Genomic DNA, 15,631 nt, shown 5'->3' with positions numbered 1-15,631 from the left:
GAAAAAGCATTCGTTTCCCAAAAATTTTGTTCATTTGTAGATTGACTTTTTAAAACCAATATGCCAAAATTCGATAATATTCGTCCCTATTATGATTCTGAAGTAAACGAAGCGCTTTGTGCCTCGTTGAATCATCCTATGATGAAAGCTATGATGAGCTTTACTTTTCCTGAAGATGAAGAGGAAACTTGGAAAGAGCAATTAAAAAAAACACATTCTATACGTGACTTTCAAATTAACTTTGTTTACAAGTCTATACAGAAAATATTAGAAAATAGTTCAGAAGGATTAACTACTTCTGGTTTTGAAAAACTAGAACCTAATTCTTCTTACTTGTTTATTTCAAACCATAGAGATATTATTTTAGATACTTCACTATTGAATGTTTCTTTATATGATCATGGATTGATTATGACTGCTTCTGCAATTGGAGATAACTTGGTGCAAAAAGAATTTGTTCTAAAGCTTTCTAAGTTAAATCGAAATTTCTTAGTTCAAAGAGGTTTGTCGCCAAGAGAATTGTTGCAAAGTTCTAAATTAATGGCGGAATATATGTATCACCTTCTTTCGAAAGAAAATCGTTCAGTTTGGATTGCCCAAAGGGAAGGAAGAACTAAAGATGGAAATGATGCAACTCATCCAGGTGTTTTGAAAATGGTTGCAATGGCTTCAGATGAAAAAAATTGTATTGATTATTTTAAGAAAATTAAAATCGTTCCGGTTTCTATTTCCTATGAATACGATCCAACCGATGCTTTAAAAATGCCTCAGTTATTGGCTCAGGCAAAAGATGAGGTATATATTAAGGACAAAAATGAGGATTTCATCACTTTGTTAAGTGGAATTATTGGTCAGAAGAAGCGAATTCATATTCATGTTGGAGATGTTTTAGATAAAGAATTAGACGATATAGTCCTTGAAAATAACAATACAAATAAACAAATTCAAGCAGTTGCACAGTTAATAGATGATTCTATTTTGCAATCTTATAAATTGTGGCCAACAAATTATATTGCTTACGACATTTTAAACAACACCGATAAATTCTCAAATTTATATTCTGAAAAAGAAAAACAACTTTTTGAAAGACGTTTAGAGCTTAAAATAAATTCAGGGAACGACACTTTAAAAGAAGGTTTTTTGGCAATGTATGCTAATCCTGTAGTTAATAAATTAAAATATTCAAATGCAATCAGTTAAGCCAACAATTTTGTTGATTTATACTGGTGGTACAATTGGTATGATTAAAGATTCGTTAACTGGAGCTTTAAAATCGTTTGACTTTAAAGAGTTATTAAGTAATATTCCGGAAATAAATCTTTTAGATTGTAATGTTGCAACGGTCTCGTTTAAAACTCCAATAGATTCTTCTAATATGAATATTGAGCATTGGAAAAGCATTGCTATTCTAATCGAAGAAAATTATACATCTTATGACGGATTTGTAGTGCTTCATGGTTCAGATACAATGTCATACAGTGCCTCTGCATTAAGTTTTATGCTGGAAAATCTTGGAAAACCAGTTGTTTTTACAGGTTCTCAATTACCAATAGGCGATTTAAGAACCGATGCAAAAGAGAATTTAATTACCGCAATTCAAGTTGCTTCACTGCAAAAAAAAGGAAAGCCCACAATACAAGAGGTGTGTCTGTATTTTGAATATAAATTGTATCGTGGAAATCGAACAACTAAAATCTCTGCAGAACATTTCAATGCATTTATGTCCCCAAACTTTCCTGAGCTAGCAGAGTCTGGCGTGCATCTAAGGGTTAACGAAGGAGTTATTCTTAGGCAGCAGCCTAATAAAAAATTAATCGTAAATAAAAAATTAGACAATAATGTTTTTATTTTGAAGTTGTTTCCAGGCATCAATAAAAATGTCTTAGATGCAATAATTAATATTAAAAATATAAAAGGAATTGTTTTAGAAACCTATGGAGCGGGAAATGCTTTAAGCGAAAAATGGTTTGTAGATGTATTGCAAGAGGCAATAAATAAAAATATCCACGTTGTTAATGTAACTCAATGCAGCGGAGGTACAGTTTCTATGGGTCAGTATGAAACAAGTACAAAGCTAAAAAGCATAGGTGTTATTTCAGGATTTAATATAACTACAGAGGCAGCAATAACAAAATTAATGTATTTGCTTGGACAAAATGTATCTAGTTCTGTCTTTAAAACTATTTTTGAGACTTCATTACGTGGAGAAATGCATTAAAAAGACACTTTAAAACTTTCATACATCATTTTTTTTATGTTATTTAGCACACTGAATTTGGATTTAGATTTACAGCAAATAAGTGTTATAAATGAGCTTGTTTTAAAGCTTACTAGTTTTTTTGAATAAAAGGAATTATACAAAAAGACATATTATTTTTTAGATGTAGATATTATTTTTAAGTTTTACAATTATTTTTATACCTTTAACCCAATTAACTAATTAAAATTAAGAACAAAAGCAATGAAAAGATTATTTTCTATTTTAGCAATCACTGGGCTTATGACTTTCGGAAGTGTTCAAGCACAAGATTCTACTCAAACTGAGGAAGTAGCAACAGAACAAGTACAAGAAACTGCTGCTGACGAAACAGCTGCTGTAGCTACGGAAGAAGCTGCTGCGGAACCAACTTTTACACAAAAAATGAAAACTCGTTTCATTGAAGGTGGACCAGCATTTATGGGAATTGTATTAATCTGTTTAATTTTAGGATTAGCAATTGCTATCGAAAGAATTATTTATTTAAATCTTTCTACAACAAATACAAAAAAATTAATCTCTGAAGTGGAAGATGCTTTAAAATCTGGAGGTGTTGATGCAGCTAAAGAACTTTGTAGAAATACAGCTGGACCTGTAGCGTCAATCTTTTACCAAGGTTTAGATAGGCATTCACATGGTATCGAATCTGCTGAAAAGGCGGTTATTGCTTACGGTGGTGTTCAAATGGGACAATTAGAGAAAAACGTTTCTTGGATTTCTTTATTTATTGCATTAGCTCCGATGTTAGGATTCATGGGAACTGTAATCGGTATGATTGAGGCGTTTGACCAAATTCAATCTGCGGGTTCTATGGAGCCATCATTAGTTGCTGGAGGTATTAAAGTTGCCTTATTAACTACTGTATTCGGTCTTATTGTTGCAATTATTTTACAAGTTTTTTACAACTATATCATTGCTAAAATCGATTCTATCGTTAATGATATGGAAGACGCTTCAATTAGCTTAATTGATGTATTGTCTGATTACAAAAAATAATAACTCATAAATAATAGTAACTATTATGAACTTACATAAGTTAACAAAAATAGCTGCTATTGTCATTTCAGTTATAAGTATTGTGTTTTTAGCAGGACTTATGACATCTAGTGATGATGCAGATAACAGTTGGATTTCTCCAATGATATATATGTCGTACTTTGTACTGTTTGCATCTATAGCAATAGTTTTAGTATACGTATTTAAAAACCTATTTTCTAATAAAGAAAACTTAAAGAAAACAATGATTTCTATAGGTTTGTTTTTAGGAGTAGTTCTTATTTCTTTTATATTAGCCGATGGTTCTGATGTAAAAGTAGGAGACGAAAATGTTTCAGGAATGACTTCTAAACTAGTTAGTACAGGTCTTAACATGTTTTATTTCTTAGCTCTTATTTCTATGGTAACCATGGGATGGACAGGGTTTAATAAACTTAAAAAATAATTATGGCAAAAAGAGATGTGCCAGAGGTAAATGCCGGCTCTATGGCGGATATTGCTTTCCTGCTTTTGATATTCTTTTTGGTTACTACTACCATAGGAGTTGATCAGGGAATTAATAGACTTTTGCCTAGGTATGAAGAGAATCCTCCAGTCCCGCCTATTAATAAAAGAAATATTTTACCTGTACTAGTTAACAAAGACAATCAATTGTTGGTTAATGAAAAGGTGATTAATATTAAAGAATTAAGACAAACAGCTATTGATTTCTTAGAAAACAATGGTGAGGGGAATTGTAATTACTGTTTTACAGGAAAAAAGGACCCAAGTTCTTCTGATCATCCAGACAAAGCTGTTATATCATTGTCAAATGACGGTTTAACAACTTATGGAATGTATATAGCTGTTCAAAACGAATTAGTTGCAGCTTATACTTTTTTAAGAGATAGAGAATGTAAAAGAAGATATAACATGTCTTTTTCTGAAATGGAATATATTTACAATGATCCTGCTTCAAAAGCAACTGAAGGTCTAATCGAAGATTTAGAGCCTAAGGTTAAATTGATTCAAGAAATGTTTCCTATGAGACTTTCTGAAGCAGAGCCTAAAAAGAACTTTTAACCTTTAAATTTTAGAAACTATGTCTAAGTTTAAAAAGAAAAAATCAGGTAAACTTCCTGAAATTTCTACAGCATCTTTACCGGATATTGTATTTATGCTATTGTTTTTCTTTATGACCGCTACTACAATGAAAGATAGCGAACTTAAGATTGAGAATAAGCTTCCAAAAGCTAACCAGACTGCAAAATTGCATAAAAAACAATATGTAATGTATATCTATGCTGGTAAGCCAAGTGAACGTTATAGAAACTCTTTAGGAGGGTCTGATCGTGTTCAAATGGCAGATAAAATAGCGCCAGTTTCGGAGGTTAGAAATTTTGTTATTAACGAAAGAGCATCTCGTAATTCTGAAGATGAGAAATATTTAACTGCTTCCCTAAAAATTGACAAAAATGTTAAAATGGGATTGGTTCAAGATATTAAACAAGAATTAAGAAAAGTTGATCAATTAAAAGTGAATTATACTACCTCTCAAGGAAACCCTGTAGAGTAGTCACTTTTTTTAAGTATATTTAAAAGGTACGCAATTGCGTGCCTTTTTTTATTATTTTTATAAAAAATTATAATGAAGTCTTTTTTTATTTTAACAACATTGTTTTTTTGCAGTATCATTTTTGCTCAAGATGTTACTGTAAATAAAGTTTCTGATTCTTTATATAGAGAAGACCAGTTTTATGCTTCTTTGAATTATAATCTATTACAAAATAGACCTTCAGGCTACAATCAGTATTCTTTCTCAACCGGATTGTCATTAGGTTTTATTAGGGATTTTCCTATTACAAAAAACAGACATTGGGCAATAGGGACTGGCATTGGCTATTCTTACAATAATATTAAGCACAATTTAATTATTGAAAATAGTGAACCTGAAAACATTTATAGTGTGAACGGCAATTACGACAAGAATAAGTTGGTTTTACATTATGTTGAATTTCCATTAGAAATTAGATGGAGAAATTCAACAGTTGATTCACACAAATTTTGGCGAATTTATACTGGGTTTAAAGTGAGTTATTTGTTTGGAAATAAATCGGTTTATAAGTTCAATGGCCTTAGTGAAATAAGCCGTAATAATACAGATTTAAATAAAATTCAATACGGTCCATACCTTAGCTGGGGTTATAATACTATTAATTTTTATGCTTATTATGGGTTAAGCCCTCTTTTTAAAGACACTAAATTATCAAATGGAGAAACATTAGATTTGAATAATTTTAATGTTGGTTTTATCTTTTATATTCTATAGCCAAAAATACCATAAACTCATTTGAGAAAGTATTCCAATTAGTAAGCCTACTAATAATTCTATATTAGTATGTGATTTCATGTATAGTCTCGATGAAGCAACTAATCCTATGCAAATAATAGAAAGCGCTACGCTATTTGCTAAAGGCAATTCATACAACGTTGCTAAACCATAAATAAAGGTTGCTAAAGAGCTAATTCCAATCATGTGAAGACTTGCCTTAAATTTTAATAAAACTGAAGTTAAAGCAAGTAAGCTGCTTAAAAAAGCGCCAAGGAAAAAGTAATACAGTTCAGGTAATTCATCTAAAGAAACGCTGAATTTTAACAGAAAAAATAAGAGAAATGCTTGAATGGTTATTGGAATCCTTCTTTCTTTTAAACTAGCTTCTGTAAATGATGAAATTACGCCTAAGGAAACAAATAAAAAATATAAAGAGAGTGGAAGTAAAAGCGTTAGTATTACTACTTGTATTAAAATTAAATAGATTCTATTTAACGGAATGTAATCATAACTAGGCGAAACCAAAAAGTAGAATAATGTACCATATATCGATATAAATATAGGATGATAAATATAGGAAAATAGTGGAAGTACTTTCTTTAAGGCAGACATACTATATTTTTTTTCGTAAACGAGCTACAGGAATATCTAACTGTTCTCTATATTTTGCAATTGTTCTTCTTGCAATAGGGTAGCCTTTTTCTTTTAATTCTTCAGCTAATTTATCGTCAGGAAATGGTTTGCGTTTGTCTTCAGTTTTTATTATTTTTTGTAGAATATTCTTTATTTCAATTGTTGAAACATCTTCACCTTGATCATTTTTCATTGATTCACTAAAAAACTCCTTAATCAATTTTGTTCCGTAAGGTGTATCGACGTATTTACTATTTGCAACACGAGAAACAGTAGATATATCTAAGCCAACTAAATCTGCAATGTCTTTTAAAATCATTGGTTTTAGTTTAGCTTCATCGCCTTCTAAGAAATATTCCATTTGATAATGCAAAATGGCATTCATAGTTACAAATAAGGTTTCTTGACGTTGTTTGATTGCGTCTATAAACCATTTTGCAGCATCAAGTTTTTGTTTTATAAATTGAACGGCATCTTTTTGAGAATTACTTTTTTCACTGGTATCCTTATAACTTTTCAACATTTCCTGATAATCTTTCGAAATATGAAGTTCAGGTGCGTTTCTTCCGTTTAAAAGTAATTCTAATTCGTCTTCAATAATTCGTATCGTAAAATCAGGTATAACGTGCTCAATAGGCTTTAGATTTCCATCAAAAGCGCCACCTGGTTTCGGATTTAATTTTTCAATTTCTTCAATTCCTTTTCTCAACTGTTCTTTAGAAATATCATATTTTTGAATCAGTTTTTCATAATGCTTTTTGGTAAATGCATCAAACTGATTTTCAATAATATCAACAGCCAGTTCAACAGCTTCTGAAGGAGTTTTGTGTTTTAATTGAAGCAATAAGCATTCTTGTAAATCTCTAGCGCCTACGCCAGCTGGCTCAAGTTCTTGTACAATTTGCAAAATTCTTTCTACTGTTTCATTGTCTGAATAAAGACCTTGAGTAAATGCTAAATCGTCAACAATATCTTGAACAGATCTTCTAATATAGCCCATATCGTCAATACTACCTACTAAAAACTCGGCAATAACTCGTTCTTCATCATCTAAAATAAAAGTATTTAATTGATTAAGAAGATCTTGATGAAAACTGACAATTGCAGCATGAGGCATTGATTTTTCCTCGTCGTCATCGCTGTAATTATTAGATTGGTATTTATAATCTGGGGTTTCGTCGTTGCTTAAATATTCGTCAATATTAATGTCTTCAGTGTCAATTCTTTCGTTATCATCATTGTCATAATCATCGTTGTCATTATAATCATCTAATTCTTCAGTTTCTTCTTTACCGCTTTCTAATGCAGGATTTTCAACTAATTCTTCCTGAAGACGTTGTTCAAAAGCTTGCGTAGGCAGTTGAATTAACTTCATCAACTGAATTTGTTGAGGAGATAATTTTTGAGATAATTTAAATTGTAAACTGTGTTTTAACATGATAACATATAAATACTAATCGTTTAATTGATTAAACAAATATACGATTAAACGATTAAAGTATTATATTAAAATTCGGCGTTTTGTGGCTTTCTTGGGAAAGGAATTACATCACGGATGTTTGACATTCCCGTTACGAATAAAACCAATCTTTCAAATCCTAATCCAAATCCTGAATGCACTGCCGAACCAAATCTTCTAGTATCTAAATACCACCAAAGTTCTTCTTCGTCAATTCCAATTGCTTTCATTTTTTCAATTAAAACATCATAACGCTCTTCTCTTTGTGAGCCACCTACAATTTCTCCAATTCCTGGAAAAAGAATATCCATTGCCGCTACTGTTTTTTGATCTTCATTCATGCGCATGTAAAATGATTTGATATTTGCTGGATAATCATATACAATTACTGGACATTTAAAATGTTTTTCAACTAAATAACGCTCGTGTTCACTTTGTAAATCTGCACCCCATTCGTTAATTATGTAGTTGAATTTTTTCTTTTTATTTGGAGTTGAATCTCTTAAAATATCTATAGCTTCGGTGTAAGAAACGCGTTTAAAGTTGTTTTCTAAAACGAAATTTAATTTATCTAACAAAGCTAATTCGCTTCGGTCTGCTTGTGGTTTTGATTTTTCTTCTTCTAATAAACGATTTTCTAAAAACTTTAAATCATCTTCACATTTATTCATCGTATATTTAATTACGTATTGAATAAAATCTTCTGCCAAATCCATATTATCATGCAAATCATTAAATGCAACCTCTGGCTCAATCATCCAGAATTCTGCCAAGTGACGAGACGTATTTGAATTTTCAGCTCTAAAAGTAGGTCCAAAAGTGTAAATTTGACCTAATGCCATTGCAAAAGTTTCACCTTCTAATTGTCCAGAAACAGTTAGGTTTGTTTGTTTTCCGAAGAAATCTTTTTTGTAATCGATATCTCCTTCTTCATTTTTTGGTAAATTCTCTAATGGTAATGAAGTTACTTGGAACATTTCTCCTGCACCTTCAGCATCAGCACCTGTAATAACCGGCGTGTTTACATATACAAATCCTTTTTCTTGAAAATATTGATGAACTGCAAATGATAATACAGAACGCACTCTCATAATTGCTCCAAAAGCATTTGTTCTTACACGTAAATGTGCATTTTCTCTTAAAAATTCTAAAGAGTGTTTTTTAGGCTGCATAGGAAATTTTTCGGCATCACTATCTCCTAAAATTTCAATTTGCGAAACTTGGATTTCTACAGATTGTCCTTTTCCTTGACTTTCTTGTAATGTTCCTTTTACACAAATTGCAGCTCCAGTTGTAATTCTTTTTAAAGTTTCTTCAGGTGTATTTTCAAAATCAACAACACACTGAATGTTATTAATGGTAGAGCCATCATTTAACGCAATAAATTGATTGTTTCTAAATGTTCTAACCCAACCTTTTGCTATTACTTCTTGTAGTGTTTTTGTGTTACTTAAAAGGTCTTTAACTTTAATATGTTTCATCTTTTCTTTTTATTTTTTTAATTTGATGTTCTCAAATCGTACTGTGTAACAAATGTAAATATAATTATTAATTTGTAGAGATTTCATCATCTGAATCATCTACTAAAATATCTATAGTTGGTTCTAAAAATTCTTCTTTATTGGCAATTGTTTTTTCTAACGAAAGTAACAAAGCCGGTAATAATATTAAATTAGAAAGCATTGCAAAAAGTAATGTTGCTGCTACTAAACCTCCTAAGGCTACGGTTCCTCCAAAGCTAGAAAGTGTAAATACTGAAAACCCAAAAAACAATACTACTGAAGTATAAAACATACTTACACCAGCTTCTTTCATTGTGCTGAAAACCGAACGTTTAATTTTCCAGTCGTTTGCAATCAATTCTTGACGGTATTTTGCCAAAAAGTGAATCGTATCATCTACCGAAATACCAAATGCGATACTAAACACTAATATTGTTGATGGTTTAATTGGAACTCCTAAAAACCCCATTAAGCCTGCTGTGATGATTAAAGGCAATAAATTAGGAAGTAATGAAATGACTATCATTTTAAACGATCTAAATAAATAAGCCATTAAAAGTGATATCAATATAATTGCAAACAATAACGAAAGCACTAAATTTTTAACCAAATAGTGTGTTCCTTTTTCAAAAACATAAGCTTTACCAGTCATGGTAACTGTATAACGCTCGCTCGGAAAAAGTTTATCTATCTTTTCTTGTAGACGTTCTTCAATTTTTTTCATTTTATCAGTACCAATGTCCCTCATGAAAGTAGTGACTCTTGCGTATTGACCTGTACTGTCTACATAACTTTTCATCATATTTTGATTACCGTTTGTAGAGTTTTTAATATAAGACAAAATAAACGCCTCTTCCTGCTTTGTTGGTAATTCATAATACTCTGGGTTGCCATTGTAATAAGCTTGCTTTGAATATTTTACTAAATTAACAATAGAAACAGGTTTAGATAATTCGGGAATTTCTTCAATAGTTTCTTGTAGTTCGTTTATCCTTTTTAAAGTTACTGATTTTAATGCGCCTTTTTTTCTCTTGGTATCAATCATTATCTCAAGAGGCATTACTCCATCAAATTCGTTTTCGTAAAACAAAATGTCATCGTAAAAACCTGTTTTCTTAGGCATGTCTTCAATAATACTCCCAGATATTTTTATTTGGTAGATACCAATGATGCCTAATGCCAATAATATAATAGCTGTGCTAAATATTTTTACAGTATGGTTTCTTACCGTGTTTTCTGTCCAATCTACAAAAGATTTAATGTAGTTTTTTCCTAAATGAGCCAAATGCTTTTCTTTAGGAAGAGGCATATAACTATAAATAATTGGGATTATAATTAAGCAAAGGAAAAATAAAAAGATAATATTTAATGAAGCAACAATACCAAATTCAGTAAGCAGCTCACTATCGGTCGCCATGAATGTTGCAAAACCAGCAGCAGTAGTTAAGTTGGTCATTAAAGTAGCGTTTCCAACTTTAGAAATTACTCTTTGTAATGATTTGGCTTTATTACCGTGTTTTTTAATTTCTTGCTGGTACTTGTTGATCAAGAAAATGCAATTTGGAATTCCAATTACAATAATTAAAGGCGGAATAATTGCTGTTAAAACAGTTATTTCATAATTCAATAAACCAAGTGTTCCAAAAGACCACATTACACCTATAATTACAATACACATCGAAATTAAAGTGGCTCTAAAGCTTCTAAAGAAAAAGAAAAATAATAATGACGTTATGAATAAAGCAGCGAAAACAAACAAGCCAATTTCGCTTATTATACTTTGAGAATTTAAAGTTCGAATGTAAGGCATACCTGAAATTTTCAGGTCAATGCCACTTTCTTTTTCAAATTTGGCAACTTTTTCTTTGCTTAGATACTTTAAAATAAAATCTTTACGAGCAGCAGTGTTTACAATTTCTTTGTTCATGTAAATTGCAAATCGCACTGAACCAGTTTCTTTATTAAACAACATTCCTTCATAGAAAGGAAGATTGTTGTAAAACTCGTTTTCTTTCTCTTTTAGATATTTAGGGCTAAACTCCGATTTGTTTATAAAAGGAACCAGTACTAATTTTTGATTTAAAGTGTCTTTTTTTAGGACTTTTAAATCTTCAATAGATAAGGTAAAGTCTACAGCTTTATCTTTTTTAATTTCAGAAATGAAGCTTTCCCAAAGCAAAATATTTTTTTCAGTAAAGAATGTAGAATCTTTAAAGCCTATAACCACAAGGTTTCCTTCTTCTCCAAACTTGTCTAGAAATGAATTGTATTCTTGATTTATTATATGATCATCAGGTAATAAATTGGCTTCGGTATACGTAAATCTCATGTTTTTCCACTGGAAAGCCATGAAAACAGTAAATAGCACTAAGGTGATTAGTAATATTATTCTATTTCTTAAAATAAACCGTGCAATAAAATCCCAAAAACTAGTGCTTAACCACTTTAACATGTTGAAAATTTTTAGAGCGCAAAGGTAAGGAATATTGCTTAATTAGCTAAATTTCAAGCTAAAGAAAGAGCGGTTTAAAAACCTAAATCTATGAAATATGAGATTTTAATTGATAAATTATCATCGAATCGAGCTAATTGGTTAGGTCCGTATCTGTAAAAAGCAGTTAAACCAAGGCCTTTAAAAATTTTATTTGCTTCAATTCCACTTTCAAAAAAACCTTTTTCAAGCGATTTAAAATTTAAGCCAAGATGTTGATTTTCTTTATTTATTTCTCCCCACGCCATTCTAGTAACGACTGAGAATTCAGGCGCTATCTTATAGCCTAAATCAATTTTATTAAAAGTATGTTTAAATTGTAATGAAGCATATTTATTTGAGAAAAACTCATTATAGTACATGGTTTCAAAACTATTCTTTCCTGCAAATGTCAATCTCTGTAAAATAGCATCTTTGTTAATATTATTTGGAGCAACACTATACAAATGAGTTAGCGGAACATCTCCAAATGCTATTCCTCCTTGGAATAAAACAGAACTTTTTTGCCCAGATAAATAAGGTACTTCATAGAATGTTTTGAAATCAATTTTTGAAAAAGTAAAATCATTTCCTAAAACATCTGGAAGTGTTTGTGTGTATTGAAGTGAAAATTTTGGATGACGTTTTTCAATTTCAATTACTCCTAAAGGCGTATTCATGTAATTACTAAAAGGATTCCATTGTAAGCCCAGTAACACAGATGAAATAGAATATTCCGTATAGTTTTTGCCGTTATTCACAAATGTATAATCAAACAAAGGTTGAATTTCATTTTGTGAAACAGAAAAGTAACTGTTTAATTTTGGCAAAATCTTACTTTCTAATATTATAGCCGCTGTTTTAATATTGTAAAAGGTTGAAATATTAATAGGTCTTGGGTCATATAATCTGAATTTTCTAGAATCGGTAACAAAGTTAGTTTGGGCCAACTCACTTACATCATCTGAATAAGATGCACTTACCCAAGTTTCACTATTTTTATTTAGTAAATATGATGGTGTAATTCCATATTTAAATTCGGCGTCTTTTAATCCAAAAGCACTATAAAATCCAAGTTTGTATTTTTCTGATAATTTAGAATTTGTTACGCCGCCTAGTCCAATCCTAAAACCTTCGTAGTTATTATATTTAATTAGAGTTCTCAAGTCTACATCTAAAATACTAATTGGGATATATCCATTGAATATTTTTTTACCTAAAAAAAGTTTGTGTTCAATTCTGTTAGCAGTTGACAAACTGTCTAATGAAACATATGTTTTTAATTTTCTTTTATCAATTGGATCTTTTGTAAAGTTTGCCCAATATTTTTCATCTTTATTGAAACTGCTTCTAGGTAAGTCAATTTTAATTTTTGGATCGTTTATTTGTTGATAGTTTCCAATTTCTAAATCGAAAGGTGTTGATTCTATTGTTAAATACGCTCTGTCACTTGCGTTTTTACTAATTTTTTCTTCAGAACTAGAGTTAAATTTTATAGTATTTCCTAAAATTTTTAAATCTTGATTATTCGTTCCTTTTTTTACAAAAAACATTCTTTTTTTAGGGAACCAAATACTATGCTCTTTTAAGTAATCAAAGGTATAAGTTGCTTCAATATTCACAATTCCATAAATTCTAAATTGTGCTTTTGAGATTGCAAAACTTTCTGCATCAATATGTAAAAGTCCTCTTAGCCTGTTTGAACGAATTTTTTTCGGTTGAAAATATATGCGATATGTTTTTCTCCCTTGGTGTTGAATACTATCAATTAAATTATAAACATATAGTCTTCTTCCAATATTTGAAATTGGGTTTTGTAAAGGCGTTTCAAGTATTTCAAAAGGGTTCTCATAAACAGAATAAGACAATAATTTTAATCCTAAATATTCGTAAATCGGTTCTTTAAAACCTGCCATTCTTGTAGCAAGAATAGTTTCTTTTTGCGTGCTTTTATTTTGTTGAATTAAATTTACCTTTTCAGTTTGATAGATGTGGTTCTTCTCAACTAATTTTTTGAATTTGTAATTTGATGAGTCTAATTTTATTTTATGTCTTCCAAAAATAGTTCTCTTATGAATTGTATCAATTTTTCCTGAAATACTATCCGGATTAGCGCTAATGTGAAGGTATTCGTAATTTTTATATTGAAAGTTTGAAAGTGCTTTTTCAGGGTCGTTTTTACTTTGGTTTTCATAAACCTTTTTAATGATAAGGTTTACTTTTTGGTCAGAATAAATTTCGTTATTTTTAATATTGATATTAGTTATCATTTTTACAATGAATAGCTTCCCATTGTTTACTGGATATGAAGATTTTTCATAGTAGCCTTTATATGTGACATAAACAGGTTTTTTAAAGTCAGAAACTTCTATTGAGAATTTGCCTTCCCAATCAGTCATAAAGGTTTTGCTTTCGTAGGTTATTTTAGCAAAAGCAACTGGTATAGTTGTATCAAAATCAATAACTTGACCGTTAATTTTGGTTTGAGCTTCCGAAAAATAACTAAGAAAAAAAATTACTAATAATAGAATCTGTCTCATTCAATGAATTTGAACTGCTAAAGTACAGTTTTTAAATAAAAAAATCCCGATATATTCGGGATTTTAATTAAGTTATACTTTCATTATTTCTGCTTCTTTTACAGAAAGAATTTCGTCTATTTTTCTGTTATAAAAATCTGTTAGTTTTTGAATTTCATCTTCTGCTGATTTACAAATATCTTCAGAAGTACCATTTTTCTCTTCTTTTTTAATGTCGTCATTAGCATCTTTACGAGCGCTTCTAACACCAATTTTTGCGTCTTCAGCTTCGCTTTTAGCTTGTTTAGCCAAGTCTCTTCTTCTCTCTTCTGTTAATGGCGGAATGTTTATAATAATGTTGTCGCCATTATTCATTGGGTTTAAGCCTAAATTTGCAATCATGATTGCTTTTTCAATAGGTTGTAACATTGGTTTTTCCCACGGAGTAACTGTCAATGTTCTTGCATCTGCGGCATTAATAGTAGCAATTTGCGACAATGGAGTTTGTGAGCCATAATAGTCTACAAAAACCCCGCCTAGCATTTGAGGAGATGCTTTCCCTGCTCTAATGTTTAATAACTCTTTTTCTAAGTGAGAAATAGAACCGTTCATTGATTCTTTTGCTCCGTCTAGTATAAAATTAATTTCTTCTGTCATTTTATTTAGATTTTCAGATATAATGTCTTTTACTTAATTTTCCCTTTTGTTTCTCTTTTGTACTTATATTGTAACTGTAGTTCCTATGTTTTGTCCTTCACAAACCTTTAATAAGTTTCCTTCTTTATTCATGTCAAATATAATAATAGGTAATTTGTTTTCTTGACTTAATGTAAAAGCTGTTGTGTCCATTACATTTAATCCTTTAGCTAAAACATCTTCGAATGAAATGAAATCAAATTTCACAGCTGTTTTATCTTTTTCAGGATCTGCATTGTAAACACCGTCAACTCTTGTTCCTTTTAAAATAACATCAGCACCAACCTCAACTCCTCTTAAAACTGCAGCAGTGTCAGTTGTAAAATAAGGGTTTCCTGTTCCAGCACCAAAAATTACAATTCTGCCTTTTTCTAAATGTCGAGTTGCTTTTCTTTTAATGTAAGGTTCAGCTATAGCTTCAATTTTTAAGGCAGTTTGAAGCCTAGTTTGCATTCCTGCTTCTTCAAGCGCTCCTTGCAAAGCCATTCCGTTAATTACAGTTGCTAACATTCCCATGTAATCTCCTTGAACTCTGTCCATTCCATTACTTGCGCCAGCAACTCCTCTGAAAATATTTCCTCCTCCTATAACAATAGCAATCTCTATACCTTTTTCATGAATTTGCTTTATTTCTTGCGCATATTCAGCTAATCTCATAGGGTCAATTCCATATTGTCTATCGCCCATTAAAGCCTCACCACTAAGTTTAAGAAGAATTCTTTTATATTTCATTTTATTCTGAATTTATTTTTGAATCCTATAATTAGGATTCAAAATTATGATGCAAA

The 15,631-nt window shown here is 30.5% G+C and carries 14 protein-coding genes; 7 read left to right on the top strand and 7 right to left on the bottom strand.

Features of this window, described 5'->3' with window-relative positions; all coding sequences use genetic code 11:
* The first annotated feature begins 60 nt into the window (after positions 1–60).
* From UXY25_RS11530 to UXY25_RS11500, 7 genes are all read left to right on the top strand, one after another.
* A complete protein-coding gene (locus UXY25_RS11530) occupies positions 61–1,200 on the top strand; it encodes a 1-acyl-sn-glycerol-3-phosphate acyltransferase (RefSeq protein WP_320816174.1) in 1,140 nt (379 codons plus the stop codon).
* Entirely contained in the window at positions 1,187–2,218 is a 1,032-nt protein-coding gene (locus UXY25_RS11525; protein WP_320816173.1) for an asparaginase, read from the top strand. Before UXY25_RS11530 ends, UXY25_RS11525 begins: the two co-directional genes overlap by 14 nt.
* 243 nt (positions 2,219–2,461) lie before the next feature.
* Positions 2,462–3,253 (top strand): MotA/TolQ/ExbB proton channel family protein, encoded by a 792-nt coding sequence (locus UXY25_RS11520; protein ID WP_320816172.1) that lies wholly within the window; start codon positions 2,462–2,464, stop codon positions 3,251–3,253.
* 25 nt (positions 3,254–3,278) lie between these two features.
* Positions 3,279–3,698 carry a hypothetical protein gene (locus UXY25_RS11515; RefSeq protein ID WP_320816171.1) on the top strand — a complete coding sequence of 140 codons (420 nt, stop codon included), beginning with the start codon at positions 3,279–3,281 and terminating at the stop codon, positions 3,696–3,698.
* 2 nt (positions 3,699–3,700) lie between these two features.
* A complete protein-coding gene (locus UXY25_RS11510) occupies positions 3,701–4,315 on the top strand; it encodes a biopolymer transporter ExbD (RefSeq protein WP_320816170.1) in 615 nt (204 codons plus the stop codon).
* Positions 4,316–4,334: 19 nt separating this feature from the next.
* Positions 4,335–4,808 carry a biopolymer transporter ExbD gene (locus UXY25_RS11505; RefSeq protein ID WP_320816169.1) on the top strand — a complete coding sequence of 158 codons (474 nt, stop codon included), beginning with the start codon at positions 4,335–4,337 and terminating at the stop codon, positions 4,806–4,808.
* 72 nt (positions 4,809–4,880) lie between these two features.
* Positions 4,881–5,561, top strand: a complete 681-nt coding sequence (locus UXY25_RS11500) for a porin family protein (RefSeq protein WP_320816168.1) — start codon at positions 4,881–4,883, stop codon at positions 5,559–5,561.
* Here UXY25_RS11500 and UXY25_RS11495 read toward each other — a convergent pair.
* The 7 genes from UXY25_RS11495 to pyrH all read right to left on the bottom strand — a co-directional run bounded on the left by UXY25_RS11495 (position 5,556) and on the right by pyrH (position 15,575).
* Entirely contained in the window at positions 5,556–6,176 is a 621-nt protein-coding gene (locus tag UXY25_RS11495) for a hypothetical protein (protein ID WP_320816167.1), read from the bottom strand. The two genes, UXY25_RS11500 and UXY25_RS11495, sit on opposite strands and share 6 nt — an antisense overlap.
* A 1-nt stretch (position 6,177) precedes the next feature.
* On the bottom strand, positions 6,178–7,635 hold the full coding sequence (gene rpoN, locus UXY25_RS11490) for an RNA polymerase factor sigma-54 (RefSeq protein ID WP_320816166.1): 1,458 nt from the start codon (positions 7,633–7,635) through the stop codon (positions 6,178–6,180).
* A gap of 68 nt (positions 7,636–7,703) precedes the next feature.
* A complete protein-coding gene (gene asnS / locus UXY25_RS11485) occupies positions 7,704–9,137 on the bottom strand; it encodes an asparagine--tRNA ligase (RefSeq protein ID WP_320816165.1) in 1,434 nt (477 codons plus the stop codon).
* A 67-nt stretch (positions 9,138–9,204) separates the two neighbouring features.
* Positions 9,205–11,610 (bottom strand): efflux RND transporter permease subunit, encoded by a 2,406-nt coding sequence (locus UXY25_RS11480; RefSeq protein ID WP_320816164.1) that lies wholly within the window; start codon positions 11,608–11,610, stop codon positions 9,205–9,207.
* A 74-nt stretch (positions 11,611–11,684) separates the two neighbouring features.
* Positions 11,685–14,168 (bottom strand): DUF5686 family protein, encoded by a 2,484-nt coding sequence (locus tag UXY25_RS11475; RefSeq protein ID WP_320816163.1) that lies wholly within the window; start codon positions 14,166–14,168, stop codon positions 11,685–11,687.
* A 72-nt stretch (positions 14,169–14,240) separates the two neighbouring features.
* Positions 14,241–14,804 (bottom strand): ribosome recycling factor, encoded by a 564-nt coding sequence (gene frr, locus UXY25_RS11470; protein WP_320816162.1) that lies wholly within the window; start codon positions 14,802–14,804, stop codon positions 14,241–14,243.
* Between the two features lie 63 nt (positions 14,805–14,867).
* Positions 14,868–15,575 carry a UMP kinase gene (pyrH, locus tag UXY25_RS11465; RefSeq protein ID WP_320816161.1) on the bottom strand — a complete coding sequence of 236 codons (708 nt, stop codon included), beginning with the start codon at positions 15,573–15,575 and terminating at the stop codon, positions 14,868–14,870.
* Positions 15,576–15,631 lie beyond the last annotated feature (56 nt).

It is taken from the genome of Flavobacterium sp., from assembly GCF_034111225.1.
Classification (GTDB): domain Bacteria; phylum Bacteroidota; class Bacteroidia; order Flavobacteriales; family Flavobacteriaceae; genus Flavobacterium.
This window is presented reverse-complemented; position numbering and strand designations above follow the sequence as displayed.